General features: G+C 68.6%; 34 protein-coding genes. 14 read left to right on the top strand and 20 right to left on the bottom strand.

Annotated elements, in window-relative coordinates; genetic code table 11:
• Positions 1-11 precede the first annotated feature (11 nt).
• Positions 12-1,058, bottom strand: coding sequence for a UDP-N-acetylmuramate dehydrogenase (locus M3330_RS17225; RefSeq protein ID WP_024101743.1), 1,047 nt, complete (start codon positions 1,056-1,058; stop codon positions 12-14).
• A gap of 71 nt (positions 1,059-1,129) precedes the next feature.
• Here M3330_RS17225 and M3330_RS17220 point away from each other — a divergent pair, with 71 nt between their 5' ends.
• From M3330_RS17220 to M3330_RS17210, 3 genes are all read left to right on the top strand, one after another.
• Positions 1,130-1,639: a DUF2505 domain-containing protein gene (locus M3330_RS17220; RefSeq protein ID WP_024101744.1), complete on the top strand. Its 510-nt coding sequence runs from the start codon at positions 1,130-1,132 to the stop codon at positions 1,637-1,639.
• A gap of 75 nt (positions 1,640-1,714) precedes the next feature.
• Positions 1,715-2,215 (top strand): DUF2505 domain-containing protein, encoded by a 501-nt coding sequence (locus tag M3330_RS17215; protein ID WP_024101745.1) that lies wholly within the window; start codon positions 1,715-1,717, stop codon positions 2,213-2,215.
• A 3-nt stretch (positions 2,216-2,218) separates the two neighbouring features.
• On the top strand, positions 2,219-3,028 hold the full coding sequence (locus M3330_RS17210) for a hypothetical protein (protein ID WP_024101746.1): 810 nt from the start codon (positions 2,219-2,221) through the stop codon (positions 3,026-3,028).
• 35 nt (positions 3,029-3,063) lie between these two features.
• On the opposite strand, the gene M3330_RS17205 is transcribed toward M3330_RS17210, so the two are convergent.
• Positions 3,064-3,681 carry a type IV toxin-antitoxin system AbiEi family antitoxin gene (locus M3330_RS17205; protein WP_006552373.1) on the bottom strand — a complete coding sequence of 206 codons (618 nt, stop codon included), beginning with the start codon at positions 3,679-3,681 and terminating at the stop codon, positions 3,064-3,066.
• 104 nt (positions 3,682-3,785) lie between these two features.
• On the opposite strand from M3330_RS17205, the gene M3330_RS17200 reads away from it, so the two are divergent.
• Entirely contained in the window at positions 3,786-4,538 is a 753-nt protein-coding gene (locus tag M3330_RS17200) for a DUF2993 domain-containing protein (RefSeq protein WP_255025647.1), read from the top strand.
• A 38-nt stretch (positions 4,539-4,576) separates the two neighbouring features.
• Here the strand turns inward: M3330_RS17200 and deoC are convergent, their stop codons facing one another.
• Positions 4,577-5,242: a deoxyribose-phosphate aldolase gene (gene deoC, locus M3330_RS17195; RefSeq protein WP_019291175.1), complete on the bottom strand. Its 666-nt coding sequence runs from the start codon at positions 5,240-5,242 to the stop codon at positions 4,577-4,579.
• Positions 5,243-5,436: 194 nt separating this feature from the next.
• On the opposite strand from deoC, the gene M3330_RS17190 reads away from it, so the two are divergent.
• From M3330_RS17190 to purU, 3 genes are all read left to right on the top strand, one after another.
• Positions 5,437-5,970: a GNAT family N-acetyltransferase gene (locus tag M3330_RS17190; protein WP_024101748.1), complete on the top strand. Its 534-nt coding sequence runs from the start codon at positions 5,437-5,439 to the stop codon at positions 5,968-5,970.
• Positions 5,967-6,839, top strand: coding sequence for a class I SAM-dependent methyltransferase (locus M3330_RS17185; RefSeq protein WP_024101749.1), 873 nt, complete (start codon positions 5,967-5,969; stop codon positions 6,837-6,839). Before M3330_RS17190 ends, M3330_RS17185 begins: the two co-directional genes overlap by 4 nt.
• 76 nt (positions 6,840-6,915) lie before the next feature.
• Positions 6,916-7,803 (top strand): formyltetrahydrofolate deformylase, encoded by an 888-nt coding sequence (gene purU / locus M3330_RS17180; protein WP_006552379.1) that lies wholly within the window; start codon positions 6,916-6,918, stop codon positions 7,801-7,803.
• Between the two features lie 95 nt (positions 7,804-7,898).
• On the opposite strand, the gene M3330_RS17175 is transcribed toward purU, so the two are convergent.
• The 6 genes from M3330_RS17175 to M3330_RS17150 all read right to left on the bottom strand — a co-directional run bounded on the left by M3330_RS17175 (position 7,899) and on the right by M3330_RS17150 (position 13,065).
• The gene (locus tag M3330_RS17175; protein WP_230826450.1) at positions 7,899-8,909 is read right to left on the bottom strand and encodes an alpha/beta fold hydrolase; all 1,011 of its coding nucleotides are present in this window, start codon (positions 8,907-8,909) and stop codon (positions 7,899-7,901) included.
• A gap of 67 nt (positions 8,910-8,976) precedes the next feature.
• Positions 8,977-9,900: a diiron oxygenase gene (locus M3330_RS17170; protein ID WP_006552381.1), complete on the bottom strand. Its 924-nt coding sequence runs from the start codon at positions 9,898-9,900 to the stop codon at positions 8,977-8,979.
• A gap of 89 nt (positions 9,901-9,989) precedes the next feature.
• On the bottom strand, positions 9,990-10,280 hold the full coding sequence (locus tag M3330_RS17165) for a DUF2516 family protein (RefSeq protein WP_024101750.1): 291 nt from the start codon (positions 10,278-10,280) through the stop codon (positions 9,990-9,992).
• A 64-nt stretch (positions 10,281-10,344) separates the two neighbouring features.
• Positions 10,345-11,259, bottom strand: coding sequence for a hypothetical protein (locus M3330_RS17160; protein ID WP_024101751.1), 915 nt, complete (start codon positions 11,257-11,259; stop codon positions 10,345-10,347).
• The gene (locus tag M3330_RS17155) at positions 11,256-11,732 is read right to left on the bottom strand and encodes a helix-turn-helix domain-containing protein (protein ID WP_006552384.1); all 477 of its coding nucleotides are present in this window, start codon (positions 11,730-11,732) and stop codon (positions 11,256-11,258) included. Before M3330_RS17155 ends, M3330_RS17160 begins: the two co-directional genes overlap by 4 nt.
• A 61-nt stretch (positions 11,733-11,793) precedes the next feature.
• Complete coding sequence (locus M3330_RS17150) at positions 11,794-13,065, bottom strand: DUF445 domain-containing protein (RefSeq protein WP_174556268.1); 1,272 nt, start codon at positions 13,063-13,065, stop codon at positions 11,794-11,796.
• A 96-nt stretch (positions 13,066-13,161) separates the two neighbouring features.
• Here M3330_RS17150 and M3330_RS17145 point away from each other — a divergent pair, with 96 nt between their 5' ends.
• From M3330_RS17145 to M3330_RS17135, 3 genes are read left to right on the top strand one after another with little or no spacing between them, the layout of a single operon-like run.
• Positions 13,162-13,905, top strand: a complete 744-nt coding sequence (locus tag M3330_RS17145) for a TetR/AcrR family transcriptional regulator (protein WP_024101752.1) — start codon at positions 13,162-13,164, stop codon at positions 13,903-13,905.
• 44 nt (positions 13,906-13,949) lie between these two features.
• A complete protein-coding gene (locus M3330_RS17140) occupies positions 13,950-14,303 on the top strand; it encodes a DUF4873 domain-containing protein (RefSeq protein WP_019291167.1) in 354 nt (117 codons plus the stop codon).
• Between the two features lie 28 nt (positions 14,304-14,331).
• Positions 14,332-15,189: a polyphosphate kinase 2 family protein gene (locus tag M3330_RS17135; protein ID WP_006552389.1), complete on the top strand. Its 858-nt coding sequence runs from the start codon at positions 14,332-14,334 to the stop codon at positions 15,187-15,189.
• Positions 15,190-15,260: 71 nt separating this feature from the next.
• Here the strand turns inward: M3330_RS17135 and M3330_RS17130 are convergent, their stop codons facing one another.
• The 4 genes from M3330_RS17130 to M3330_RS17115 all read right to left on the bottom strand — a co-directional run bounded on the left by M3330_RS17130 (position 15,261) and on the right by M3330_RS17115 (position 18,038).
• Positions 15,261-15,482 carry a hypothetical protein gene (locus tag M3330_RS17130; protein ID WP_006552390.1) on the bottom strand — a complete coding sequence of 74 codons (222 nt, stop codon included), beginning with the start codon at positions 15,480-15,482 and terminating at the stop codon, positions 15,261-15,263.
• A gap of 63 nt (positions 15,483-15,545) precedes the next feature.
• Positions 15,546-16,109 (bottom strand): dihydrofolate reductase family protein, encoded by a 564-nt coding sequence (locus tag M3330_RS17125; RefSeq protein WP_024101753.1) that lies wholly within the window; start codon positions 16,107-16,109, stop codon positions 15,546-15,548.
• Complete coding sequence (locus M3330_RS17120) at positions 16,106-17,113, bottom strand: helix-turn-helix transcriptional regulator (protein WP_024101754.1); 1,008 nt, start codon at positions 17,111-17,113, stop codon at positions 16,106-16,108. Before M3330_RS17120 ends, M3330_RS17125 begins: the two co-directional genes overlap by 4 nt.
• A 67-nt stretch (positions 17,114-17,180) precedes the next feature.
• Complete coding sequence (locus M3330_RS17115) at positions 17,181-18,038, bottom strand: SDR family oxidoreductase (RefSeq protein WP_024101755.1); 858 nt, start codon at positions 18,036-18,038, stop codon at positions 17,181-17,183.
• A 174-nt stretch (positions 18,039-18,212) separates the two neighbouring features.
• On the opposite strand from M3330_RS17115, the gene M3330_RS17110 reads away from it, so the two are divergent.
• Positions 18,213-19,232: an iron-containing redox enzyme family protein gene (locus M3330_RS17110; protein ID WP_024101756.1), complete on the top strand. Its 1,020-nt coding sequence runs from the start codon at positions 18,213-18,215 to the stop codon at positions 19,230-19,232.
• Between the two features lie 78 nt (positions 19,233-19,310).
• On the opposite strand, the gene M3330_RS17105 is transcribed toward M3330_RS17110, so the two are convergent.
• From M3330_RS17105 to M3330_RS17095, 3 genes are all read right to left on the bottom strand, one after another.
• The gene (locus M3330_RS17105; protein WP_024101757.1) at positions 19,311-19,583 is read right to left on the bottom strand and encodes a hypothetical protein; all 273 of its coding nucleotides are present in this window, start codon (positions 19,581-19,583) and stop codon (positions 19,311-19,313) included.
• 126 nt (positions 19,584-19,709) lie between these two features.
• Positions 19,710-20,816: an NAD-dependent epimerase/dehydratase family protein gene (locus tag M3330_RS17100; RefSeq protein WP_255025633.1), complete on the bottom strand. Its 1,107-nt coding sequence runs from the start codon at positions 20,814-20,816 to the stop codon at positions 19,710-19,712.
• A 25-nt stretch (positions 20,817-20,841) separates the two neighbouring features.
• Positions 20,842-21,387, bottom strand: coding sequence for a Dps family protein (locus M3330_RS17095; protein ID WP_016693685.1), 546 nt, complete (start codon positions 21,385-21,387; stop codon positions 20,842-20,844).
• A 218-nt stretch (positions 21,388-21,605) separates the two neighbouring features.
• Between M3330_RS17095 and M3330_RS17090 the strand changes: the two genes are divergently transcribed.
• The gene (locus tag M3330_RS17090) at positions 21,606-21,761 is read left to right on the top strand and encodes a DUF6131 family protein (RefSeq protein ID WP_006552398.1); all 156 of its coding nucleotides are present in this window, start codon (positions 21,606-21,608) and stop codon (positions 21,759-21,761) included.
• A 203-nt stretch (positions 21,762-21,964) separates the two neighbouring features.
• On the opposite strand, the gene M3330_RS17085 is transcribed toward M3330_RS17090, so the two are convergent.
• The 4 genes from M3330_RS17085 to M3330_RS17070 all read right to left on the bottom strand — a co-directional run bounded on the left by M3330_RS17085 (position 21,965) and on the right by M3330_RS17070 (position 25,082).
• Positions 21,965-22,219, bottom strand: coding sequence for a CDGSH iron-sulfur domain-containing protein (locus tag M3330_RS17085; RefSeq protein WP_024101759.1), 255 nt, complete (start codon positions 22,217-22,219; stop codon positions 21,965-21,967).
• A 4-nt stretch (positions 22,220-22,223) separates the two neighbouring features.
• Positions 22,224-22,850 (bottom strand): HemK2/MTQ2 family protein methyltransferase, encoded by a 627-nt coding sequence (locus M3330_RS17080; protein ID WP_024101760.1) that lies wholly within the window; start codon positions 22,848-22,850, stop codon positions 22,224-22,226.
• 199 nt (positions 22,851-23,049) lie between these two features.
• On the bottom strand, positions 23,050-24,642 hold the full coding sequence (locus M3330_RS17075) for an NAD(P)/FAD-dependent oxidoreductase (RefSeq protein WP_024101761.1): 1,593 nt from the start codon (positions 24,640-24,642) through the stop codon (positions 23,050-23,052).
• On the bottom strand, positions 24,639-25,082 hold the full coding sequence (locus M3330_RS17070; RefSeq protein WP_006553563.1) for an SRPBCC family protein: 444 nt from the start codon (positions 25,080-25,082) through the stop codon (positions 24,639-24,641). The genes M3330_RS17075 and M3330_RS17070 overlap by 4 nt, the downstream gene beginning before the upstream one ends.
• A gap of 115 nt (positions 25,083-25,197) precedes the next feature.
• On the opposite strand from M3330_RS17070, the gene M3330_RS17065 reads away from it, so the two are divergent.
• Both M3330_RS17065 and surE read left to right on the top strand, forming a co-directional pair.
• Positions 25,198-26,157: a 1-phosphofructokinase family hexose kinase gene (locus tag M3330_RS17065; protein ID WP_024101762.1), complete on the top strand. Its 960-nt coding sequence runs from the start codon at positions 25,198-25,200 to the stop codon at positions 26,155-26,157.
• Positions 26,154-26,945: a 5'/3'-nucleotidase SurE gene (surE, locus tag M3330_RS17060; protein ID WP_006553565.1), complete on the top strand. Its 792-nt coding sequence runs from the start codon at positions 26,154-26,156 to the stop codon at positions 26,943-26,945. Before M3330_RS17065 ends, surE begins: the two co-directional genes overlap by 4 nt.
• The last annotated feature ends 31 nt before the right edge of the window (positions 26,946-26,976 follow it).

The raw sequence follows: 26,976 nt of genomic DNA, 5'->3' as shown, positions 1-26,976 counted from the left end.
CGGGCCGTCCGTCAGATCACGCAGTTCACGGTGACGGGTTCGGGATGCAGACGGACCCCGAAGGCGTCCTCGACGCCGTCGCGCACCGTCCGCGCCAGCGCCACGAGGTCCGCGGCCGATGCCGCTCCCCTGTTGGTGAGCGCCAGCGTGTGCTTCGTCGACAACCGCGCCGGTGCGTCGGCGCCGGGGAAACCCTTCACGAAACCGGCCCGCTCGATGAGCCATCCGGCCGACAGTTTGGTGCCGCCGTCCGCGGGGAACTGCGGGATGCGCACGTCCTCCCCCACCTTCGCCGCGATGGCCGCGAGCACCTGCGGCAGGCGGTCGTCGGGGACGACGGGATTCGTGAAGAACGATCCGGCGCTCCAGGTGTCATGGTCGTCGGCGTCGAGCACCATGCCCTTGCTGCGGCGCAACGCGAGCACGTGCTGGCGTACCTGCGCCGCCGGCCGGCGCTCGCCCTCCTCCGCACCCAGCGCGACAGCGAGCTCCCGGTATGCGAGGGGTGCGGACGAACCGTCGCTCCGCACGTCCAGTTCCACCTCGAGGACGACCGCTGCGTCGGTGTGCTTGAGGATGCTGGTCCGGTAGCCGAGACCGAGTGCCTCGGGGCCGGCCCACGAGTCCTGGCCGGTGGCGCGGTCGAACAGGCGGACGCGACGCAGGATCGAGCCCACCTCGACGCCGTACGCGCCGACGTTCTGCACCGGCGTCGCTCCCGTGGAGCCGGGGATGCCCGACAGGCATTCGAGGCCGCCGAGGCCGGCCTCCACGGTGGCCGCGACGACGGCGTCCCATTCGGCTCCCGCGTCCACCCGGACGTGGTCGTCGCGAAGGTCGACACCGGTGGTCGCGACACGCACCACCACGCCGTCGAAGCCGTCGTCGCCGATCACGAGGTTGGAGCCACCCGCGAGGAGCAGCAGCTGCACTTCCTGCTCGTCGAGCAGGCGCACGACCTCGATCAACGACGCGGTGGACGTGCATTCGACGAGATACCGGGCGGGGCCACCGAGCCGGAGGGTCGTGAATTCCGACAGCGACACCTGCTCGGACACCGTGGCTCCCGTTTCGACGAGCCGGGCCCTGGTACGTGGATCAAGCACCAGCAAACGGTAGCGTGCCCCGTATGGGCAGCCCTATCGACCACACTGCGAACTACTCGTCCCCGCCTGCTGCGGTCCACGCGGCGTTCGTCGATCCGCAGTACTGGCAGACCCGGCTGAGTGAGGTCGGGGGCCCGGGCGCGGCGGTCGAACGCGCCGACACCGGCGACGGCACGATCGAACTCGACCTCCACCAGGCCATCCCGGCCGAGCACCTGCCGAGCATGGTCACGAGCCTCCGCCCGGGCGATCTCGTCATCCGGCGTCACGAATCGTGGGGTGCGTACGCAGACGGTCGCGCCGAGGGCAGGTTCTCGGCCCACGTCGACGGCATGCCCGGCGAGGTCACCGGCGGGATGACACTCATCGCCGACGGAGCAGGCTCGTCCGTCGTCATCGAGGGCACCGTCGAGGTGAAGATCCCGTTCCTCGGTTCCAAGATCGAGGGCATGATCGTCGAGCAGCTCGTCGAGCTGTTCGACGCGGAGCGCACCTTCACCGAACAGTGGTTGAACGGGGATCACTCGGCCTGATCGCACCCCGCGGGGCTCCCCCGTGGACGGTCGCGATTTCCGGGCCGGCCGTCCGGCGCGGTAACCTGGCCGGTCGTGGCACGGCGTATCGACTACTCCGCCCGCTTCCCTCATCCACCGGAGCGGGTGTACGAGGCTCTCGCCGACCCCGATCACTGGGAAGCGCGGATGACCGAGATGCGCAAGTATTCGGAGAACCACGTCCGCGAGTTCACGGTCTCCGAATCGGGCATCGCACTGGTGTTGCACCACGTCCTGCCGCGTTCCGACCTGCCGGAGATCGCCCGCACGGTGATCAAGAAGGACATGGTCATCACGCGCAAGGAGAACTACGGGCCGTTCACCGACGGCGCGACCGGCACCTACCAGGCGTCGATCCCCGGCGGTCCGGGCAGCCTTACGGGCACGATGGAGCTCTTCGGCGACGACCACGGCGCCACGCTCCGCACCACCTCCGAGGCCAAGGTGCACATCCCGTTCGTCGGCGGCAAACTCGAAGAACTCATCCTCACCAATCTCGTCGACGTGTTCCGCACCGAAGCGGCCATCACCGCCGACTGGCTCGCCGGCCGGTAGCGCGTGCGGAATCGAGGACCCGTCGGTGTCGTCACGCGCGGCACCACCGGCATCAACAGGCTGCGCCGCAGCGACCGCTGGGCGATGCACGACCCCCACATCATGAGGGCGTTGACGCACGCCACCGACCCGCTGGTGGTCGATCTGGGTTACGGCGCCATGCCGGTGACGACCCTCGAACTCGCCGCGCGCCTGCGTCGGGTCCGCAGCGATCTGCGCGTGGTCGGTCTCGAGATCGATCCGGACCGTGTGGTCCCGGGCCGCGACGGTGTCGAGTTCGCCCGGGGCGGCTTCGAGCTCGCGGGCCTGCGCCCGACCCTGGTCCGGGCCTTCAACGTGCTCCGGCAGTATCCGGAGGAGGCGGTCGAACCGGCGTGGGCGCACCTGCGTTCCGGCCTCGCTTCCGGCGGCCTGCTCATCGACGGCACGTGCGACGAGCTGGGCCGGCGCTGCGCCTGGGTGCTCCTCGACGAGTACGGTCCCCGTTCGCTGACCCTGGCGTGGAGCCCGTTCCACGTGGAGAGACCGTCCGACGTCGCCGAACGGCTGCCGAAGGCGCTGATCCACCGGAACGTCCCGGGCGAGCCGATCCACGCGCTGCTCCGCGCGGCCGACCGGGCGTGGGCGACGAGCGCTCCGCACGCGGCGTTCGGGCCGCGGATCCGATGGAAGGCGACGCTCGAGCTGCTGCGGGATCAGGGCTTCCCGGTGTCTCCGCCCCGCCGCCGTCTGCGTGACTGCGTGCTGACGGTGCCGTGGGACGCGGTCGCGCCCGCCGGCGCACCCGTTGCATCCGAGCTGGTCGCGGTCTGAGACCGTCTGTCCGAGTTCGTCGTCGCTCCGGTCGGTCAGCCCGCGGCGAGGAGCGCGAGCTCGATCCGGTCGGCCACTGCGGCCGGCTGGTTCGCCACGGCGGCGTGCAGCTGGTCGGAGTCGACCCGTCCGAGCGCGATCGCGTCGCCGACGAGTTCGTCGAGCACTTCCTGGGACACGCCGCCGGCCGCGAGGTCGACCGCGGTGCGGGCGGGTGTGGTGATCCGGAAGGCCCCGACGACCTCGCAGTCCTCCTCTGCCAGCGTCCGGTGATGCAGCGCGAGCCGGTTGCTCGGCACGGTGCGCTGGTCGGGTGTGGACAGGTGCAGGAAGCGGGGCTGCAGGTGGCCCATGCCGTGCAGGTCGGCGGCGCTCTGGTGCGAGACGACCGCTTCCCCCTCGTACCAGGTGCACCATTGGGCGAATTCGTCGAACTTCGTCCGTGGGCTGTCGCTGAGGCGGAACAGTTCGGTCTCGACGCGGATCCACAGTCCCGCCTCGATGCGTTCCGCGAAGTCGTGAGCTGCTATTCCGTGACCGACGGCCTGGCGTGCGGTGAAGAACCCGGCTTGTGTGGCGGCGAGGCGCCGCAGCGAGTCGTCGGCATCGGCCCGCCCGGTTGCGTCGTAACCTGAATCCGTCCACCCTGTCATGGCGCCCAGCGTAGCCGAAGAATGTGGTACACCTCACATATTTTCCTCATCCTGTGGCCGTGTGCTCAGTCGATCCTCAGCGTCGTCCGGAAGAATCGGCGACCATGACGCAACGGAAGCGCAACCGCACCGTCACGATCGCCGTCGTTCTCGTCGCGGCGCTGGTCGCAGTCCTGGTGGGCGCGGAGGTCTACGTCCGCAACCGCGCGACGGCCTGCCTCGCCCAGTCCTTCGAGAGCGAGCTCGGCACGGGAGTCGACGTCGACCTGAGCTGGAAGCCGGTGTTGCTCCAGCTGCTCGACCGGCAGGTTCCCTCGGTCGCTCTCGACAGCGACGACACCGCCTTCGGTCCGGCCCAGCAGATGCAGGTGCACGCCGAGGTCAACGACGTCGACCTGCGCGACTCCGCCGAGGGCGCCGGCACCATCGGCAGCTCGAGTGCCGACGTCTCGTGGCCCACCTCCGGGATCCTCGCGACCGTGCAGAGCCAGTCGGTCGGCGGCCTCGTCACCGATGTCGTGGCCGACGAGAACGCGGGCACCCTGACGTTCACGGTCGGCGGCCAGGGTCTCGCGGAGTTCACCGCGCGACCGGTGGTGAACGGCGGTGTGGTGACGGTCGAGACGACCGACGCGACGATCCTCGGCATCGGGCTCCCGACGGCCCTCGTCGACGGCGTCGTGGAGATCCTGACCTCGGGTCTGCAGCAGTACCCGCTGGGTATGCAGGCCACCGAGGTGAACGTCACCGACAGCGGTATCGATCTCCGCCTCGAGGGTGGCCGCTTCGTGCTGCCGGAGGCCCCGCAGGGACAGCAGCAGCAACAGCAGGAGGGCAGCTGCGGCCTCCTGTCGTGAGCGAGGAGGCCGGTCCGGCAGACCGTCGAGAGCTGTCGTCAGCTCTGCAGCCCGTCCAGCACCGCGCGGCTGCCGGACAGTCCGAGTCGCGTCGCTCCGGCCTCGATCATTGCGACCGCGTCCTCGGCGGTGCGGATGCCGCCGCTCGCCTTGATGCCGAGCTTGCCGCCCACCGTCTCCGCCATGAGCGCGACCGCGTGGGTGGTGGCGCCACCCGCGGGATGGAAACCGGTGGAGGTCTTCACGAAGTTCGCCCCGGCCTTCTCCGCGGCGCGGCACACCTCGACGATCGCCTCGTCGGAGAGCACCGCGGATTCGATGATGACCTTGAGGACAGGGTCGAAACCGATCGCTTCACGCACGGTGAGGATGTCGGCGAGGACGGCGTTGTAGTCGCCGGCCACCGCTGCGCCCACGTCGATCACCATGTCGATCTCGCGTGCGCCCTCGTCGACGGCGAGTCGCGCCTCGGCGCCCTTGATGAGGGAATGGTGCTTGCCGGAAGGGAAACCGACGACCGTCGCGACCGTGACCCCCTCGGCCCGCAGGGGCAGCATCGACGGCGACACGCACACCGCGTACACGCCGAGTTCGACGGCTTCGTCGACGAGGGCCCGCACGTCCTGCGAGGACGCTTCGGGCTTGAGGAGGGTGTGGTCGATCATCGACGCGACCTGCGCGCGGGTCAACGTAGTTCCGGACATGACTGCAGCTTTCCACACGGCGAGATCCGACGGCCGTGCTCAGCAGGCTTCGCCCCGTGCCGGGTAGTCGATTCCCATGGAAATCCTGGTGATCGCGCTTCTCGTCGCAGTTGTGGCCGTCGTGGTGGTCCGGAGGAACAGCAGACGGCGATAATTCGATACCGCCGCACCGCTTCGGCCACGACAATGATCGCGTGCTGATCCGTCGAGAACTCCCCGCCGACGTCCGTGCGACCGCCGACGTGCATCGCGCCGCGTTCGCGCCGTTCACCCCGGAAGGTCGCGAGCCGGTCGAGCCCGGTCTGGTCGCGTCGTTGCGGGCGAGCGACGCATGGCTGCCGCCGTTGTCGCTCGTGGCCGAGGACGCCTCGGGCGCGATCGTCGGCCAGGTCGTCGCCACCCGGGGTCACGTCGGCGCCACCCCTGCCCTGGGCCTCGGTCCACTCGGTGTCCGTCCCGATTTCCAGCGCTCCGGCGTGGGCGCCGCTCTCATGCACGCCGTGCTCGGTGCGGCGGATGCCCTGGACGAGTCGATCGTGCTCCTGCTCGGACATCCCGACTACTACCCCCGCTTCGGTTTCGTGCCCGCCGCCGAACTCGGGATCTCCCCCGACGTCGAGGAGTGGGCGTCCCACTTCCAGGCACGGGCGCTCACGGCACACGACCCCGAGCTGCGGGGCACCTTCCGGTACGCCGAGCCGTTCTACGCCCTCGAGGAGCAGGCATGAACGACGATCCCGAGAACCCCTGGGCCGATTCCGCCGAGACCGCACGCACCTTCGACGCGGCGAGCGGGGATTTCGACGAGCTGACCCCGACAGTGTGGGGACCGGCCGGGCAGGCACTGGTCTTCCAGCTCGGCGTCGCCCCCGACGAGGCGGTGCTAGACGCGTGTTGCGGAACGGGATCGTCCGCGCTTCCCGCCGCCGCCGCCGTCGGACCCGAAGGTCTCGTCCACGGCGTCGACGTCGCCGACGAGATGCTCGAACACGGCCGCCTGACCGCGGAACGCCGCGGCCTGAAGAACATCGAATTCGTCTGTGCGGACGCCTCGCAGTGGGAGGCGCCGTCGGACGTACCCGACGCCGGCTACGACGTGCTGTCGATCTCCTACGGGGTGTTCTTCCTCCCGGACATGGACCGAACCTTCTGGCGTCTGGTCTCGCTCGTGAGGCAGGGCGGACGCGCCGGCGTGACGGTCTGGCGACGCGGCGCGATGGAGGAGTTCTCGTCGATCGTGTTCGATGTCGCGTCGCGCTACTCCCCCGGGCTGCGCGAGCGCGGCGTCCTGCGCGACCGCACACCCCTGCACCGGATCGACACTCCGGACACACTCGAGGCGTGGCTCGCGGACGCCGGAACCGATTCCGTGGAGGTCCGCACCCTGTCGAATCTCCTTCCGGCGACGGAGGAGTTGTGCTGGTCGCTCGTAACGGGCACCGGTTTGCGCGCGGTGCTGACCGGGCTCGACTCCGGGCAGGTGGCGTCGGTGCGGCAGCAGATCGCCGAGGAGGTCACCGCACGCGGACTGCGCACGATCGATGCGACCACTCTCGTCGCCACGGGTACGGTTCGACGTCCTCCGGTCTCGGGCTGACGACCGGAGCCAGGGTCTACCGGGAGCAGGGCCGACCGGAAGTAGGACGCCGTGTGTCACCTGAGAGAATCGGGGCATGACGCTCGCCTCATCCGCCGACGATCGACGTTACGTTCTGACCCTGGGCTGCCCGGACACCACCGGGATCGTCGCCCGCATCGCGACCTTCCTCGCGGAGGTCGGTGGTTCGATCGTCGAGGCGGCCTACCACGCCGATCAAGACACCGGTTGGTTCTTCACCCGGCAGGCCGTCCGGGCGTCGTCGATCCCGTTCGGACTCGACGAGCTGCGCGAGAAGTTCGCGAGCGTCGCCGCCGACATCGGCCCGCAGACCGAATGGACGCTCTCCGACACCGGCAAGCGCAAGCGCGTCGTGCTGCTCGTCAGCAAGGAAGGGCACTGCCTGCACGACATCCTCGGACGGGTCGCCGCAGGGGAACTCGACGCCGAGATCTGCGCGGTCATCGGCAACCATCGCGATCTCGAACCGGTCGCGCAGCGACACGGCATCACCTTCCACTACGTGTCGTTCCCGAAGGATCCCGCCGAGCGCGGACCGGCTTTCGAGCAGGTCCGCAAGCTCGTCGACGCCCACGACCCGCACGCGGTGGTCCTCGCCCGGTTCATGCAGGTGCTCCCGGAGGAACTGTGCGAGCACTGGGCCGGCCGCGCGATCAACATCCACCACAGTTTCCTGCCGTCGTTCATCGGCGCACGGCCCTACCACCAGGCCTTCACGCGCGGCGTGAAGCTCATCGGCGCGACCTGCCACTACGTCACCGCCGAACTCGACGCGGGCCCGATCATCGAGCAGGACGTCATCCGCGTCAGTCACAGCGACAGCGTCAGCGACATGGTCCGTCAGGGCCGCGACGTCGAGAAGCTGGTCCTCTCGCGCGGTCTGCGCTGGCACCTCGAGGATCGGGTGCTGGTGCACGACAGTAAGACCGTCGTCTTCCGGTAGATCCCCCGAGCCGAAACCGGTCCACCCGCGAGCGGATGGACCGGTCTTTCGTGCGTGGGTGATCGGTTCAGCCGACGTGCGTGCGAGTGATCGGCTCAGCCGACGGGCACACCGGCTCGTTCGACAAGGTGCGCGAGCTCCTCGTCGAACCGGTCGATCGCTTCGACCGAGCTCATGTGGCCGATGCCGTCGAGCACCACGAAACGTTCGAGGTTGCCCGCACGGTCGAGTTCCTCGGCGAGACGCCGGGCGTGGACAGGCGGGGTGAGACGGTCGGCGGTGCCGACCAGCACCGTCGTCGGCACGGTGAGATTGCGCAGACCCTCACGGATGTCGAGGGCACTCAGGGCCCTGCCCCAGCCGCCCCGCGTGCGCGGCGGGCAGCCGAGCACGATCTTCTCGCAGAACTGCACCTCGGCGGCGCTTGCACCGGGCGACAGGGCCACGTAGCGCAGGGCCCGCGTCGTCACCGGGGACGCCGCCAACGGGACGGTCGCACCCATGAGCCGGCTCGCGACGGGCACCGGCACCCGCGGGAAGCGTTGCGGCAGCGGCACGATCGCCGAGTCCGCGACCAGCCGGTCGGTGCCGGTGCTCGCGAGCAGCACGCCTGCGACCGTGCGGCCGACGTTCTCCGGGTACTTCTCGGCCCACGCGATGATGCTCATCCCGCCCATGCTGTGACCTGTGAGCACGGCCTTCGAACCGGGCCGGACCACAGCGTCGAGGACCGTCCGGAGATCGTCGGCGAGCACGTCTGCTCCCAGCGTCCGCGCCCCGGCCTCGCTGTCGCCGTGCCCGCGCTGGTCGTAGACCACCACCCGGTAGTTCTCCGCGAAGGCGTTGATCTGCGGGGTCCAGTACGCGGCGTTGCACGTCCAGCCGTGACAGAACACCAGCACGGGAGCGTCCGCGTCGCCATAGGCGAGCACGTTCAGCCGGGCACCGTCGTCGGCGCGGACGTCGAGGATCTCGGGTTCGAGTTCCGGTTCGCGCAGCAGCTCGTGCGGGGCGACGTCCTCGGTACGGACGACCGTCCGACGACGCCGGCGGACGAGCACGGCGGTGGTCGCCGCGGCAGCGAGGACGATCGAACCCGCGGCGATCGACGCGGTCGGGGACGGCTTTCTCACGGGTGGAATTCTCCTGTCGGTTCGGTGGAGCAGCGCGCCGTCACAGGACGTGCGCGCGACGCAGAAGCAGAGTGGACGGACCGCCGATCAGTCCCACCTCGTCGAGGAACTCGACCGTGCGGCGAGTGCCCTGACGGAGCTTGTCGTGGTAGTGCCTGTTCTCCTGTGCGGCCTTCTTCGCTTCGGCGACGTCGAGTCCGGCCGCGGCGTAGACCTGGTCGTTCACGAGGCTGGTGACGACGAAGTACGCGCTCACCCCGAGGTGGATCCGGATCCATGCCCGCTCGAGACGTCCGAGCCGGGCCGAGCGCCTGCGTGTCTCCTCGCGGGCGTAGCGGATGTGCCGCGACTCCTCCACGACGTGGACGTGACTCACCGTCCGGGTGATGGGCTGCACCCGCTCGTCGCGCATGAAATCGCGCTGCATCATGTCGAGGATCTCCTCGGCGAACAGGGTGCCGCCGTAGGCGAGGGCGCCGCGCGCGACGGCCTTGAACAGCCGGCCGGTCTCGCGGATCCAACGCTTGGGCCGGTAGGAGGGGATGCCGTATCGCTGCGCCGACCGCGCGAACATGATCGAGTGCCGGCATTCGTCGGCGATCTCGGTGAGCCCGAACTGCACGTAGGGGGTTGCCGGATCGTGCCGGTAGAGATCGCGGACGAGCATCTGCATGAGGATCATCTCGAACCAGATCCCGGTGCCGGCGATGCTCGCGGCCTCGTGCTCGGTGAGGGTGATGCGCTGGTCCTCCGACATGCGTTCCCACAGGTCGGTGCCGTAGAGACTGCACCACTCCGGGGTCATGCCGTACTTGCCGTCCACGAGCGGCGCGTCCCAGTCGATCTCGAGCTCGGGATCGTAGGAGAGCCGCGCCGACGAATCGAGCAGGCGTTGCGCGGTCTCCTGCCGGTGATCCGTGGAGTGTTCACCCGGCAGGCTGTCGTGCTTTCGCAGGAGCGTCATCGCCGATCACCTCGTCTCGGAAAATTATCCGTTACCCGAAGTGTCATTATCTGGATCACACTTGTCAAGCGAAAGGGAGGCCCGACCCCCTACCACCGAGGGCGCTGGACCTCCTCGACCCGCGGACGGACGTCCACGAGGTACACGCACACGGCGACGACCGCGATGATCCCGAGCAGACCCACCGCGCCGAAGACGACGAGGACGAGCAACGCGGCCACGAGGATGCCGAGCCAGACGGGCTTGGTCAGCTTGTCGACGGCCGGAAACGCCTCGGCGGGCTGACGCACGACGTGGAACAGCGCGAATCCCGCCCCGGCGATGGCGATGATCTGCAGCGCGAGGATGATCAGACCGGCAAGTGAATCGACATTGGTCACCACACCAGTCTACGAGAATCGGCCCTCGTGCGAGTTCGCACGAGGGCCGATCGATCACTGCAGGTCAGGAACCGCTGGTCTTGCGCGGAGCCGCCTTCTTGGCAGGGGTCTTCTTCGCCGGGGTCTTGGCGGCGGTCTTGGCCGGAGCCTTGGCGGCGGGCGTCTTGGCAACCGTCTTGGCCGGGGCCTTCGCCGGAGCCTTGGCGGGAGTCTTCTTGGCCGGAGCCTTGGCCGGGGTGACCTCGACCGGCTCGACCGGGGTGGCCACCGACTCGACCTTCTCCGCAGCCTTGTCGGCCGCTTCGCGGACCTCGCCGCGGGCCGACTCGACCCGTCCGGCGGTCTCGGAGCCCGTCTCTTCGGCACGCTCACCGAGCTCGACGACGCGCTCGGCGGCCTTGTCGCCGGCGTCGGACACGGCCTCGCTCACCTCGTCGCTCGTCTCGGAGATGCGGCCGGCCGCGCGACCCGCGAGCTTAGCGGCCTGCTCGCCGACCTCGCGGGTCCGGCGGGCCACCGTCCCGAGGGCTTCCTCGGTGAGGTCGGCGGCGTCGCCGAGCACGGCTTCGGCGCGACCGAGGCCGTCCTCGAGGGCCGGCTGGGAGCGCAGACGCTCGATGGTCTCCTCACCGCGCTCGGCAAGTGCGGTGTAGAGGTCGGAGGCGACCTTCAGGTACGCCTCGGCGACCTTGCGCAGCTCCTCGGTGCTGAAGCGCTCGCGCAGCTCCGCGATCTCCTCGGGCAGCTCGGCCGGGAGTTCGGCGAGACGCTCGCGGAGGGACTCGACGGTCTCGGTGAGATCGGCGGGCAGGGTCGCGAAGCGGTCGCGGGCGGTCTCGACTCGCTCGGCCACCTCGGTGCGGTTGGTCTCCGCACGTCGGCGCGCCTGGGCCACGAGGTCGGCGACGGCCTGGACGACGGCGTCGCCGGCACCGACCGCGGCGTAGAGGGAGGTACGGATGTTGGTGGGATCGGTCATGGAGTTTTCTCCTCGTCGAAGTCTGTCGGATGGTCGGGCCGGGCCTCGCCGGTGTTCTGCTGGTTCTCTCGGCAGAACGAGTCGTAGATGTCGAGCAGGACCTGCTTCTGCCGCTCGGTGAGAACGGTGTCGACGAGCACCGCGTCGCGCACGGCGCTCTCCGCTCGATGCTCGAGGATCCCCGCTCGCACGTAGAGAACCTCGGCCGAGAGCCGCAACCCCTTGGCGATCTGGGCGAGCACTTCTGCGGACGGCTTGCGCAGGCCCCGTTCGATCTGGCTCAGGTACGGGTTGCTGACACCGGCCAGTTGCGACAACTGGCGGAGCGACACCTGTGCAGCCTCGCGCTGCGACCGAATGAAGGCACCGATGTCCTGGGCGGCGTTGTTGACCACCCGAACGGCGATATCCCCCGGTCCGGCGCTGTCGTCCGGCGTGTCCGAGCCCTCGATCGGATCTGGTTCCGTGGACACACCGACCAGTCTACGGACAAGTGCTAGCTACAGCAAGCACCTTGCTAGCACGTGACCGTCGTCACGCGAACAGCAACTCCGAGACCGTGTAGATCGTCAACCCGGCGAGTGAGCCGACCACCGTGCCGTTGATGCGAATGAACTGCAGGTCGCGACCCACGGCGAGTTCGATCTTGCGGCTGGCCTCCTCGGCGTCCCAGCGCTCGACCGTCTCGCGGATGACGGAGGTGATCTCGTCGGCGTAGTTGGACGCGACGAAACGCACCGCGTCGAGCAACCAACCGTCGATCTTGGTGCGCAGCTCGGCGTCCTCACGCACCCGGATGCCGAACGCCATGACGTTCTCCGCGATCTTCGTGCGCAGGGTGCTGTTCGGGTCGTCCACCGAGTCGAGGATCATCCGCTTGGCCGTCCGCCAGGTCGCCGCGGCGAGCCCGGTGATCTCGTCGCGGCCCATGATCTCGGCCTTGACCTTCTCCGCCTTGGCGATGGTCACGGGATCGCTTTGCAGGTCGCGGGCGTAGTCGGCGAGGAACTTGTTGACCGCGAGCCGCACCTCGTGGTCGGGATTCGACCGCACCTTCCACGTGAACTCCACGAGTTCGCGGTGGATCTTCTCGCCGAGCAGCAGGTCGACGAACTTCGGCGACCACGACGGCGAGTCGCGGCTGATCACGCGGTCGATGGTCTCCTGGCTCCCGAGCGCCCACTGGTGCGCGCGTTCGGCGAGCATGTCGACGAGCGGCAGGTGGCGGTTCTCGGCGAGGAGCTCGGTGAGGACACGCCCGATGGGCGGTCCCCATTCCGGTTCGGCGATCCGCTTGACGATGGTGTGGTCGATGATCTGCTGGATGTCGTCCTCGCGCAGGATTCCGACCACGCCGCGCAGGACCGTCGACGTCTCCTTGGCCACACGCTGGGCGTTCTCGGGTTCGGCGAGCCAGGTACCGACCCGCAGCGGGATCTGCGCCGACTCGACCTTGGCCGACACCACCTCGGGTGCGAGGAAGTTGTTGCCGACGAACGAGCTCAGGTTGGCGCCGAGCTGGTCCTTCTTCCGCTTGATGATCGCCGTGTGCGGGATGGGTATCCGTAGTGGGTGCCGGAACAGGGCGGTCACGGCGAACCAGTCGGCGAGCGCGCCGACCATGCCGGCCTCGGAAGCCGCGCGCACGTAACCCACCCATGCGCCGGCGCCGCGGGTTTCCTGCCAGCGGCAGAAGAGATAGATGATCGCGGCGGCGACGAGGAAGCCGGTCGCGACCGCCTTCATACGGCGGAGTTCTCGGCGTTTGATCTCGTCGTCGGTCGTCAGGAGCTGCACCCGATCGATTGTGCCGAAAGTCGGCACTCGGCGGACGGATCGCCCTCGAGTTCTGAAGGACGGGGGGCCGGATCGTAGACTGAGCCGACGATCGAAACCGAACGGATGTGCCACACAGTGTCCAGCAGACCGCAGACGACTTCGACCACGACCTCGAGCGAGGCCGCCCCGCCCGTGAAGCAGGACGGCCGCAAACGGCGCTGGCACGAGCACAAGATCGCCCGCCGGGAAGAGCTCGTGGACGGCACCATCAACGCGATCCGCTCCCGCGGCCACGAGATCGGCATGGACGAGATCGCCGCCGAGATCGGCGTGTCGAAGACGGTGCTCTACCGCTACTTCACCGACAAGAGCGACCTGACGACCGCGACGATGCTGCGGTACGTCGAGACGGTCCTCGCTCCCCGGATCTACGCGGCGGTCGCGGAGGATCTCGACGAGTACGAGCTCACCCGGGAGGCGATCACCGCCTACGTCGAGACCGTCGCCGACGATCCCGAGGTCTATCTGTACGTGATGAGCAACAGCGCGTCGGCGGGGCGCGACGTGGTGGCCGATTCGGAGCGGATGATCGCCGAGCTCGTCGCTACCGTCCTCGGGGAACGGCTGCGGCTGCTCGAGATGGATTCGGGTGGTGCCGTGCCGTGGGCGTACGGAATCGTCGGCGGCATCCAGCTCGCGACGCACTGGTGGATCTCGAACAAGTCGATGACCGCCGAGGACCTGATCGATTATCTGACGATGATGATCTGGGGCGGCATGAACGGCATCGCCGGAGTCGCCGGATCTCCGGTGCGCTTCAAGTCGCAACCGCATCCACTCCTGCCGGAGTCGTCGACCACTCCCTGATCGACACCTTTACTGTTACTCGAAGTTGCATGTATAGTGCGGACATGAGCGACCACGCCGACGACCTGCACGACGAGGACGATCCCGGCTACCGCGGTCCCGCCGAGGTCACCGTGGGCAACCGCACGGTCGCCGTCGACGTCGAGATCTCCGGACGGTTCGACCCCCTGCTCGGCCGGCACGTGTGGCGCGGCCGGCTCCGCAGGCTCGCCGAGACCCTCGGAGCAGACGCCTCGCCCGCCCCCGGCACCACCGTGACGATCACGGTGCCCGACGCCCCCGAGACCGCGACCGCCCGCATCTCGGAGGTCGACCTGTGGGGCAGCCACATGGTCGACGGCATCTCGCGACCGCCCTACCCTCTGCCAACCGAGACCGACGGTGTCGATCCCGCCTGATCACGACTGCGTGTGACACGCTGGCGGGATGACGAAGGACGACGTCTTCCGGCCCGCATCGATCGTCGAAGCCCTCCGGGCGACGCCCGAGACCCGCGTCGCCGACATCGACACGAACGGCACCCCGGGATTCGACGGCGACAAGGCGCTCGGCGAACGTCTGTTCGCCGAACGTGGTGCCATCCTCTCCGATCTGCAGGAGATGCTGTTCGCCGAGGGGCGGACCGGCGGCACCCGCTCGGTGCTGCTGATCCTGCAGGGCATGGACACCGCCGGGAAGGGCGGCATGGTGCGTCACGTCGTCGGCCAAATCGACCCGCAGGGCGTCGACCATAAGGCCTTCGGGGTGCCGACGGAGGAGGAGAAGCGGCACCACTTCCTGTGGCGGATCGCGAAGGCCCTCCCCCGCAACGGTCAGCTCGGCGTCTTCGACCGGTCGCACTACGAGGATGTGCTGGTCGCGCGGGTGAGATCACTGGTGCCGGAGAATGTCTGGCGCGGACGCTACGACGAGATCAACCGGTTCGAGAGCGAAGTCGTCCGGGAGGGCACGACCATCGTGAAGGTCGCGATGTTCGTCTCGTTGGACGAGCAGAAGAAGCGCCTCGCCGAGCGCCTCGAGCGCCGCGACAAGCACTGGAAGTACGACCCGAGCGATGTCTCGGAGCGCGCCCTGTGGCCGCAGTACCAGCAGGCCTATCAGGACATGCTGGATCGGACCAGCACCGACGAGGCGCCCTGGTACGTCGTACCGTGCGACCGCAAGTGGTACAGCCGCCTCGCAGTGACGGAACTGCTCATCGACGCGTTCGAACGTCTCGACCTCGATTGGCCGGAGCCTACTTTCGACATCGAAACGGAGAAGCGTCGACTCGCAGAGTCGTGATGTCTCGCAGAGTCGTGATGTCGTGTGAGTGATGCGAGTCGGCTTTCACCGACTCGCGTCAGGTATCACCCTCAGAACAGATGCGGGGTGTCGTAGTGCCGTCTGTGGTCTCGGCGCACGGTTCCGGCCATCATGCCGAATGCCGCGCCGAGTGCGACGACAGCGCCGAGCGCCGCGACGAGCGCCCAGCCCGAGAATCCGTACCCCGCGGCGACGATCGTCAGGGCGATCATCAGGATCGAGGCGAGTGCGAGCGCATACGCGCTCCAGGCTACGAACAGATTGAGTTTCACGACCGGCCTCCTCGGACGAGGTGTGTCCCTCTCGATGCCGACGGTACCTGCACGTGACTCGCATCACAACCGACCGGTGGATTCCTTCAGCACCTCGTAGCGGAGGACGGCGAACTCGCCGCTCTGCCCGAGCTCGGTGAGGCGCATCTCCACGTGTAGCGGGAGCAACGGACGGCCGGAACCGATGGTCACCGGCGCGAAGGAGACGACGAGCTCGTCGAGCAGACCGCGCTCGGCGAACTGTCCGGCGAGATCACCGCCGCCCACCATCCACAGGTCGCGGCCGTTCGCGGCCTCGGCCATCTCGTCGTAGACCTGACGGACGTCCTTCTGCGTGAAGCGGATGTCGCCGGGTTCGTCGCCTGCCCGGGCGACGGGCAGGTCGTCGCGATGCGTGAACACCCAGCAGGGCAGGTCGTACTCCCACTTGTCCTCGCCTGCATGGTCGAGCACCCAGCGGTAGGTGGACGATCCCATGACGATGGCGCCGATACCGGCGATGAACTTCTCGTAGTCGAACGGCCCGCCGTCACCGGACTCCCGGGTGAGCAACCAGTCGAGCGAATGGTCCTCGGTGGCGAGGAAGCCGTCCAGTGTACTTGCGGTGTAGTAGATCATCCGGGTCATGAGCTGCTCCTGTTCCAGTCGAGTGGATCTCCGTGATCGACGTCGAGCCCGACCGCCCGCATCATGTGCCGCGCGAGTTGACGGCGGTGTGCGGCGAAGGTGAGGACGTGGGCGACCACTCCCCCGAGGACGAAGCTCTCGGGAGGGTCGCACAGGGCGTCGATGAGCACGTCGCCCCAGGCGCCGCGGCGATGGATGTCGCGGATCGTCTCCACCCAGCGCGGAGCAACGTCCTCGAAACGCTCTGTCAGAGAGTCGATCCCGTTGTCAGAATCCTCGGGGTGGTCAGCGCCGGCCATCGAGGCCAACCACATCTCCTTGGCACGTACCAGGTTGCCGAGCACACGTGAGACGGATTCCTCGGGACCGTCCCATTCGAGGACCACCAGTCCGGGGAACCTGATCCGGTCGCGCTCGTCGTCGTCGAGCTCGGTGGCGCGCTCGAGGAGATAGCGGGTGTCCGCGAGGTCGTGCTGCACCATCTGCGCGAGGACCTCGGCGGCCGGGTAATCGGGCGCGGTGGACCGCCTTCCGTCCTCCTCGACCCAGAGATTGGTGGGCGGATGGAAATGTACGCCGTTGGGGGCGGGCAACCAGTGATCGACGGGCGCGGGCGCCCAGTGGTCGACGGGCGCGGGCGCCCAGTGGTCGACGGGCGCAGGCGCCCCGGGATCCCTACGGCCGGTGCCGAGCACCCGGGCGGCCTCGCTGGGCGGATATCCGTAGGCACGGGCGAAGGCCCGGGCGAACCCTTCGACGCTGTCGTAGCCGGCGGCGAACGCCGCATCGGTGACCGAACTGCCGTGACGCAGTTGCCAGGCGGCACGCTCGAGCATCACCCGGCGCCGCAACGCCACCGGCGACTCGCCGGTGCCCACCGCGAAGGTGCGGCTGAAGTGCCACTGCGACGCGTAGGCGTGCTGCGCCATCCGTTCGAGGGTCGCGTTGTTCTCGTCGAGAACGGCGTCGAGCAGTTCCCGCAGTCGGTCACGGCCGAAGGTCATGCGTTCAGTGTCGCGCGCAGACCCCGGCCGCCGCCCGACCGTTCTTGCTCTCTACCGGCTCACCCGGTCAGCCCGGCATGGTCTCGCCGCCGAGCGGGGCGAGTACCTCACCGCTGTAGTACGACGACATCGTCTCCGATGCGAAAAAGACGTAGGACGGGGCGATCTCGTCGGGCTGCGCGGCGCGGCCGAAAGGGGCCTGTTGCCCGAACTCGGAGACCTTCTCCGCGTCCATCGTCGCCGGGATCAACGGTGTCCACACCGGTCCGGGCGCCACGCAGTTCACGCGGATCTGCCTGTCCTGCAGTGCCTGCGCGAGCGAGTAGGTCAGGGCGATCACCGCGCCCTTGGTCGCCGAGTAGTCGATGAGCGTCTTGTTGCCGCGCAGACCGTTGACCGACGCGGTGTTGATGACGGAACCGCCCGGCGTCAGATGCGGCAGGGCCGCCTTCGTCACGTGGAAGAAGCTGTCGATGTTCACGGCGAAGGTGTGGCGCCACTGCTCCTCGCTCAACTCGGCGAAATCGTCGACGGGCTGCTGGGTGCCGGCATTGTTGACGAGGATGTCGAGGCCACCGAGTTGCTCGACCGTCTCGGCCACCACCGCCCGGCAGTGCTGCGCGTCGCCGAGGTCGCCCGCGATCACGTGGCATGTGCGGCCCTCGCGCCGCACCAGGTCGGCGGTGTGTTCGGCGTCGCGGTGTTCCTCGAGGTACGCGATCGCGACGTCGGCACCCTCCTTCGCGAAGGCGACGGCGACCGCCCGTCCGATGCCGGAGTCGCCGCCCGTGACGAGGGCCTTGCGGCCGGACAGCAACCCGCGGCCGACGTAATCGCGCATCTCGTCGGCGGGGCGCTCGGCCATCTCGTCGGTCTCACCGGGATAGTCGATGGTGTGTGGTTCTCGTTCGCGGTCCTCGCTCATGGCCGCCGGATACCCACAGGCTGCATCGATATTCACGCCCGTTTCCCCGGTCCGCACCGACCGACGGGTCGTTTCTGCACCGACCGACGGGTCGTTTCTGCACCGACCGACGGGTCGTTTCTGCACCGACCGACGGGTCGTTTCTGCACTGCTCCGAGAGGGTAACCCCGGCGTATGGCTCATGAGACCCGGATGTGCGACGTGCACGACGCTCCGCTTCCCACGCCCCGCGGACCCATCTCCGCCGAGATCGTCGAGCGACTCGGTGGCCCGGTGGACGATGCCGTGTGGGACGTCGCGACCGACGGCGCGGATGCCTACGGCGAGGACGTCCAACTCGCTCTGGCCGTTCTCTACGAGCTCCACTACCGCGGGTTCGCGGGCGTCGACCCGGCCTGGGAATGGGCACCGGGCCCGCTCGGGGTCCGGGCGCGTCTCGAGCGCATCTTCCTCGATCGGCTGCGCGCCGACGTCCCGGCTTCCGACGATCCGCAGGGTGTCCTCGAGGACCTGTGCCGCGAGCCGGACGACTCGTGGGGTGTCTCCCACGAGCTCGCCGCGAACGGCACGTGGGAGATGATGCGCGAGTTCTTCGTCCATCGCTCGATCTACCACCTCAAGGAAGCGGACCCACACGCCCTCGCGATCCCTCGACTGTCCGGTCGCGCCAAAGCCGCGCTGGTCGCCGTCGAGTTCGACGAGTACGGCGGAGGTCGGGCCGAGCGCATGCACTCGCGGTTGTTCGCCGACCTGCTGCTCGCCGCCGGCCTGAAGGACGACTATCTGGGCTATCTCGACGTCGTTCCCGCCGTCACCCTTGCAACGGTGAACTTCATGTCGTTGTGCGGTCTGCACCGCGCATATACGCCGATGCTGGTCGGGATGTTCGCCGCGGCCGAGATCACCACCGCCCCCAGCGCCCGCCGCATGGTCGAGGCTCTCGAGCGTCTGGGCGCCGACGACGCGTGCGTCCTCTTCTACTCCGAGCACATCGAGGCCGACGCCGTCCACGAGCTCGTCCTGCGGCACGACGTGGTGGGTTACATGATCGAACAGGATCCGTCTCGGGCGCAGGACATCTCGTTCGGTGCGCAGGCCATCGAGTTCCTCGAGGGCCGGCTCGGAAGCCATCTGCTGGGCAGCTGGACCGCCGGTCGCAGCTCGCTCCTCACGTCGGCGGAGGCACCGGCCTGACACTCGGGTACGAGTCAGCGAGTGGAGCCCCGGGACAGTGCGTCCCGGGGCTCCACTCGTCGGTGCCGGGGTCCCGGCTCAGTCGATCAGGCCGGGTTCGTGTGTGGGGGTGCCACCGGACCCGCGGAGGCGGCGTCGACGGAGGTTGAGCGCGGACATCACCACGCCGATGACGATGAGCACGGCGGCAGCGATGGCTCCGACGATCACCCATCCCTCGAATCCGTCGCCCGCCGCGTAGAGGACGAGAGCGACGACAGCGATCCCCGCGAGGATGCAGGCGTATCCGACCCAGCCCGAAGCTCGGGACGCAGTGGTTGGAGCGTGAGCTCGATTCGATGGTTTCGTCATGGTGGTGGATACCGCATCCGGCCCTCCACGAAACCAGCCCTCCACGAACCCGCCCTCCACGGCCCAGCAGGGGACGACGGAGGGCGGCGGATGGTTCTGCGCAGGAGAGCGTTACGGCCGAGAGTGTTACGGCGGTATCCGCCGGCCGATGGGCCCACGTTCGACGAGCGCGGCGAGTCGTTCGCGCGCGCTGCGCGGAGAGAGGACGGGGCTATCGGTGCCCGTCGCGCTGCGCATGCCGCGCACCGTCTCGGACCACACCTCGGGACCGTCGTACTTCGGCGACCATCCGAGTTCCTCGCGGGCCCTTCTGCAGTCGAGCATCGGGCAGGTGTAGGCGAGGTCGATCCAACCGCCCTGCACCGGTTGCAGCCGTAGGCGCCAGGTCGCTTCGGCGACGGCCGACAGACCCCATCGCGGCACCGGAATCGTCCGGCAGTCGAACGGGGCCGCGAAGTCCTGTGCCCCCACTGGCGTCGGTGCACCCAGGTTGAACGGACCGGGCACCCGTCGTTCGAGCGCTGCGACCAGCGCATCCGCGACGTCGTCGGAATGTACGGCGGGGATCGTGAGCCTGTGGTCGATCGGGATCAGCGGCAGATGGTTCGTGATGCCGGCGGGCACGGACTCGGGCAGCACGTAGCGTTCGAGACCCGAGCCGGAGACGAGCTGCCCGATGAATCCCGGGCGGAAACGGGTGAGGACGGGCACGTTCGTGCCGGTCTCGAAGTCGTCGAGGAATTTCTCCGCCGCGACCTTGTCGACGCTGTACACGCAGGTGGGTACACCTTCGCGCGCCCACGATTCGTCGACCTCCCGACCGTAGGCACCGTCGGAGTACACGGCGGCGGAGGACATGTGGATCACGTGCTCGACACCGGCCTCGGCGGCGGCCGTCACGACGGCGCGGGTGCCGTCCACCGCCACCCGCCGGAGATAGTCGCGACGGTGCGAGGGCTGGAATCCCCACGCCAGGTGCACGACGGCGTCGGCCTCCGCGAAGATAGGCGTCAGGACCTCGGCGGCGTCGGGAGCCGCGAGGTCCACGGCGCACCACCGTGCCGCCGCATACGGATCGCGCGCCGGGGGAATCCGGCGCGCGATCGCGACGATATCGAGTTGTGCGGGATGAGCGGCCAGCCGGCGCAGAAGCGCCGTGCCGACATTTCCGCTCGCTCCGGTGACGACGATGCGTCGTGGCAGACCGGTTCGGGATGTGGAAGCCATCGGCATCGCCGGTATCGTCCGAGCGTCCCGGTCAGCGGGCCGATTCCGCTGCGTCCTTCTCCGTCTGCGCATCGGCGTTCTGGAGAGTACCGGCAGCGTTCTCGAGGTGGGCGCGGACGAACCACTGGAACTTCTCCAGCTGGCCGGTCTGGCCGATCAGGACGTCCTCGGTGATCGGGTCGAGCTTGCCGACCTCGTCGATCGCCTTGCGGTTGTCGGTGATGATCCCGTCGTAGACGAGGTCCAGCGCGGCGAGATGCGCCTGCGCGGTGTCGCGGCCGACCGAGTAGTCGTCCCACGTGCGGTTCTTCTCGATGGCGCCGGGCGTGCCCTTGGGGGACGCACCGAGCGCGGCGATCCGCTCGGCGACCTCGTCCGCGTATCCACGCACGAGCTCGACCTGCGGGTCGATCATCTCGTGGACGCCGATGAAGTTCGGACCGACGACGTTCCAGTGGATGTGCTTCAGCGTGAGGTGCAGGTCGTTGTAGGCACTCAGGCGCTCCTGGAGAATCTGCGCGGTGCGCGAGCCGTCGGCATCGCTCAGACCGGGAACCGTATAGCTCGAGTTCGACATATTCTTCCTCCAGAATGCTCTCGGGTGTGTCGGAGGGCGAATACCCGAGGCACGGTGGAATCCAAACATCCGGGCGCACCGGACGTCCCGCGACCTGCATCGAAGAATTTCGTCCGAATTCGGCGAGTCACAAACGTTTGGAAACGGACCAACCCGGTTATTCGATCGCCGGGCACCGAGGCTTCCAGGTCTCGGTCATGACATCTGAGGTGGCGACAATGATCATTCTGGGTCTGATTCTGTTGGTGGTGGGGTTCTTCACGGGTATCTCGATCCTCACCACACTCGGAGTGATACTCCTGGTGATCGGCGTGATCCTTGCGATCCTGGGCGCGACGGGCCGGGCGATCGGCGGACGCGCGCATTGGTACTGACCCCCTACCGATCGTCCGTGCCGGAAGGAGACGTCCGGCACGAAGCAGAACTGCGGATCCCGGGTGCTCACTGCACCCGGGATCCGTCGTTTCCGTACCTCTACGGACCGGTCCCGACAGGGACGGACGGACCGGGTCCCGGAACGACATCCGGGCCGGCCCCTGTGCGGGGACCGGCCCGGATCGGCAGATTCGTCGGGTGACTACGTGTCGGCGCGCGCCGCGGCTTTCGGCGTGCGGAGTGCGCGATGGCTGGTGTCGCAGAGGGGGTACAGCGCGCTGCGGTGACACCGGCACACGGCCACCACGAAACGGTCCGAGACCGTCTCGGCGCCGTCGTCCTCGACGATCCGCACCGGGCCCTCGACGAGGGTGGGACCGCCCCTCACCTGCCGCACGACCCGTGCTTCGCACTCTCCGTCGGCGGTGAGCTGCGTGATCTTCGGTGCCTTGCTCACGTTCTCAACTCCTCGTGCGGGGGCGGTCGGCGCGGACGACGACCACCTCCTCGGTCAGTGCCCCGGGCTCCGCCAGCTGCGACGAGTACAGATAGTCCGTGCGGTTGCGAAGGACCGGTCCGAAGGGGATACGGCTGCGGGCGACGACGGATGCCTTGAGGTCCGCCTCGCGCAGCCGGGACAGTGTCGCCTCCACACCGGTGAACTCGGAGTGCACGATCAGCGCGAATCCGCCGGGCGTGAGCAGGGTGGGCAGGCTGTCGCACAACGGATCGAGCACGCAGCGTCCGTCGGCGCCGGCATCCCAGCGCGGGTCGCGGTTCTCCCCGTCGCACGGAACGTACGGCGGATTCGACAAGACGATGTCGAACGGACCGTGGCGCAACGCTTCGTCCAGGCCTCCCTGCCGGGCACGGATCGGCAGCCGGCGCGACCACGCGTTGACGCGGGCGCTGAACACGGCTCGCGGGTTGATGTCGAAGGCCGCCACCGACGAAGCACCGAGCATGGCGGCGTTCACCGCCAGAAACCCTGTCCCGGTGCAGAAGTCGAGCACCTTCGCACCCTTCGTACCGCCTGCGTCCGCAAGCGCGCCTGCGAGCAGATACGAATCCTCTTGGGGGCGGTACACCCCCGGAAGACGCCATACCCGCGGCGAATCCGATCCGTCCAGCGCCAGGGAAGCTGTCACGTCACACCACCTCGGTATCTCGAGTTCGACGGCATCTCCACCACCCCGGGCCGAAAACCCGGATCCGTCCGTTCGCGGGCGGATACCCGCGCGACTTCCGTGTGAAACACGCCACCGTTCCGCGTGGGAGGCCCAGCAATCACGAGAACAGCACCCGGCGAGCGGCATTTCGCACGCGTCGGGTCACCGGAGCGGTGCGTTTGCCGTCCGCGAGTGCGGCGTGAGCGGCGTTCCAGCCACCCATGCCGTGGACTCCCCCGCCCGGATGCGCACCCGAGCTGGCGAGATACACCCCTTCGACCGGGGTCCGCGGTCCGCCGAAACCGGGAGTGGGCCGCAGGAACAACTGCTGGTGGACCTGCGCGGTTCCACCGTTGACGGCGCCGCCGACGAGATTTGCGTCGGCCGCTTCGAGGTCGCCGGGTCGCTGGACGTGCCGGCCGACCACGCGTGCACCGAAACCCGGTGCGTAGGCCTCGAGTTGCGCGTCGACGCGTTCGGCGAGGTGGTCGGCGGACGCGTCGTCGGTGATGCCCCGCGGCAGATGTGTGTAGGCCCAGCAGCTTTCGGTTCCCTCGGGCGACCGCGTCGTGTCGGTGGTGGTCATCTGCCCGAAGAGGAGGAAGGGCGACTCGGGGACGACCCCGGTGGACAGATCGGCCGACCACCGGATCATCGCGTCCGTATCGGCACCGACGTGCACCGTGCCGGCCCCGCTCAACGAGGGCGAACGCCACGGCACGCGGCCGTCGAGCGCGTAGTTCACCTTCACGACCGGGGTGTCCCATTCGAACTTGCGCAGGTCGTCGAGTACCCGTGACCCGACGGCGTCGGCCGGGAGGAGCCGCGTGTACAGGGCCGGGGCCGAGGTATCGGCGAGGACGGCACGTCGCACCTTCACCCGCTCGCCACCGGCGATCCGGACTGCGGAGACCTTCCCGCCCTGCACCTCCACGCCGACGACCGGCGAGTCGCATCGCAGCTGGGCACCCGCTGCGGCGCCGCGCCGGACCAGCGCGTCGGTGAGCGCTCCCGCGCCGCCGACCGGCGCGGGGAATCCGACGTCCTGCGCGAGCATCGTGAGCATGTAACCCATCACGCCGCTGCCGGGCGCCTCGGGCGGTGTGTCGGCATGCATGGCATTGCCCAGGAGCAGCAGCCGCGCCGCCGAACCGCCGAACAACTCCGACGACATCCGGGTGACGGGCAGCGCGAGCATGCGCGCGTAGCGCAGCAGATCTCCCGTCTTCATGGTGCGCAGCAGGTCCACGGAACCCCGGACGGGCGGGAACGGACCGAGGAGCAGTTCGAGAAGCGCGCCGCGTACCTGCTTCCACTGGTCGAACAGCGCCAGCCACGCTTCCCCGTCACCGACGTAGCGACGCTCGAGGTCGGCCGCCGTGTCGGTCGGATCCGGAGAGACGACGATCGCGTCCTCGTCGTCGGGGCCCAGCGGGTGACCGAAGGCCTTCGGGGAACGCGCCCAGCGGAGGCCGTGCGACGCGAGATCGAGGGCTTGGAAGGCCGGTGAGGCCACACCGAGCGGATAGAACGCGCTGAACAGATCGGCGCAGTATCCCGGGTGAAGTTCTGCGCTGCGCACCGCTCCACCGGGTTCGGGTTGTTCCTCCAGTACGAGGACGTCCCATCCGGCGTCGGCGAGCACCGCGGCGGCGGTCAGACCGTTGGGTCCGGCGCCGATGACAACCGCATCGACCGTCGCGTCGCTCATTCGGTGGCGCCTTCGGCGAGCAGCACCAGCCGTCTCAGGCATTCCTGGTTCCGTGGCAACACCATTTCCTCCTGTACGCGATCGGGGACGAGGGCGTACGGTCCTTCGACGACGTGTTCGGCCATCGTGATGCGGGTGCCGCCGTCGTGGGTGGGTTCGAGCGAGATCGCGATCTCGGCCTTGCCGAACAGCCAGGCACGTGCGCGCAGCACCAGTTGCCGTTCGGGCACCACCTCGCTGACCTCGGTGTGGTCGTCGAGCAGGAGAGGCCACAGACCCACCGAATGATGGATCCGGGTGTCCCGTTGCGGCCAGGCGGGGTCGACGGCCCGGATGCGCGACGCACCCACCACCCATGCCGCGTACCGCCAGCCGTCGGCGAGGATCTCCCATACACGCGCCGGTGCCACCGAAGTCTCGATCGTCGCGATCCTGGCCATGCCCGCTCCTCATCCTCTGGACGACAGCTCGCTTGCGGCAGACGCATACCCCGCTTCCGCAGGTGTCACACGACGCCGGGTGTCATCGCTGTTCGGAGGGGGTATCCGGGCGGGCATGGAAGCCGAGAACACCCCCTCCTCCAACCCGTACGCCTTCGTCTTCGCGCCGTCCCCGCTCCTCACGGTAACCCTCGAGAAGGCACCCGACGGAAGCACCGAACTGCACGTCCATCCCGGCGGGCAGGGATTCTGGATCGGCCGCATGGCGGCGACCCTGGGAATGGACGTGCACCTGTGCGGACCGTTCGGCGGCGAGTCCGGCACGATCCTCGTCGACATGATCAACCGCGAAGGCGTGACGGTGCATGCCGTGGAGACCGCATCACCCAACGGTTCCTACATCCACGACCGGCGCGAGGGCGAACGGAAGGAGATCGTGGAGATCGACCCGCCGGCACTCACCCGTCACGAGACCGACGATCTGTTCAGCGCGTCGCTGGCGTCCGCGATGTGCGCGAAGGTCGCGATGCTGGGCGGACCGCACAACGACGACGCCGTACCGAGCGAGGTGTACACGCGCCTGTGCGCCGATCTGGGAGCCCTCGGCATCCCGGTCGTCGCCGATCTGTCCGGCCCCACCCTCGGTGCGGCCCTCGAAGGCGGGGTGACCGTGCTGAAGGTGAGCCACGAGGATCTCATCGAGGACGGTCGCGCGAAGTCCGAGGATCTCGACGATCTCATCGAGGCCTTGCACCGTCTCCACGACGAAGGTGCCGCCTCGGTGGTGATCTCCCGCGCCGGCGATCCGGCGATCGCACTGGACAACGGAACCATCTGGGAGGTGGAGGCACCCTCGGTGCAGACCGTGGACCACCACGGTGCCGGAGATTCGATGACCGCCGGCATCGCGTCGGCCTACGCCGCGGGCGCGAAGTTCGAGGACGCGCTGCGTCTCGGCGCCGCAGCAGGTGCGGTCAACGTCACGCGCCGCGGTCTGGCGACGGGGCATCGTGGCGCTGTGGAGAAGATGGCCGAGAAGGTGGAGGTCCGGAAGGTGAAGGGGAAGCGTTCATGAAAGCACTGATCGTCAACGACGACGGCATCGACAGTCCCGGTCTCGCCCTGCTCGCCCGCCTCGCCGTCGAGGCGGGATTCGACGTGCAGGTCGCGGCGCCCCATGTCGAGCGCAGCGGCGCCAGCGCATCCTTGACCGCTCTCCAGGACGAAGGAAAACTCCTGCTCAGCCGTCGCCCGCTCGACGACCTGCCCGAGGTGGAATCCTATGCGGTGGAAGCATCTCCGGCGTTGATCACCTTCCTCGCCTCGTACGGCGCGTTCGGGACGGCACCGGACATCGTGTTATCCGGAATCAACCTGGGCCCCAACACCGGTCACGCGATCCTGCATTCGGGCACGGTGGGTGCAGCCCTGACCGCGGCCACCCACGGTGCCCGCGCGGTCGCATTGTCCCTCAACGGGACAGCTCCGTCGCAGTGGGAGACCGCCGAGTTGGTGACCCGTCGCGCTCTCGAGTGGGCCGTCGAACACAGCCGTCCGGGCACGGTTCTCAACGTCAACATCCCCGACATGCCCGTCCACGAGTTACGCGGACTGCGCAGTGCTCCTCTGGCAGGATTCGGTGCCGTCCAGGCCGAGATCGGGGAGGTCGAGGACGACGGCGACATCTCCCGCGCCTTGCCGGTCACCTTCCGGGCGGTCGAACTCGACGAATCCCACGACAGCGACGCCGTTCTCGTGTGCCGGGGGTGGGCGACCGCGACCGTGCTGACGATGCCTTTCGAGGTGGCGGAAGCCGATCTCGGAACCTTGGAATTCGCCCACTCGGGTAGTTCGCAGCAGTAGGTGCTGTAGAAGGTTCCGGGACCGCTCGGTC

Source organism: Rhodococcus sp. GA1 (assembly GCF_024321955.1).
Classification (GTDB): Bacteria; Actinomycetota; Actinomycetes; order Mycobacteriales; family Mycobacteriaceae; genus Rhodococcus; species Rhodococcus pyridinivorans.
This window is presented reverse-complemented; position numbering and strand designations above follow the sequence as displayed.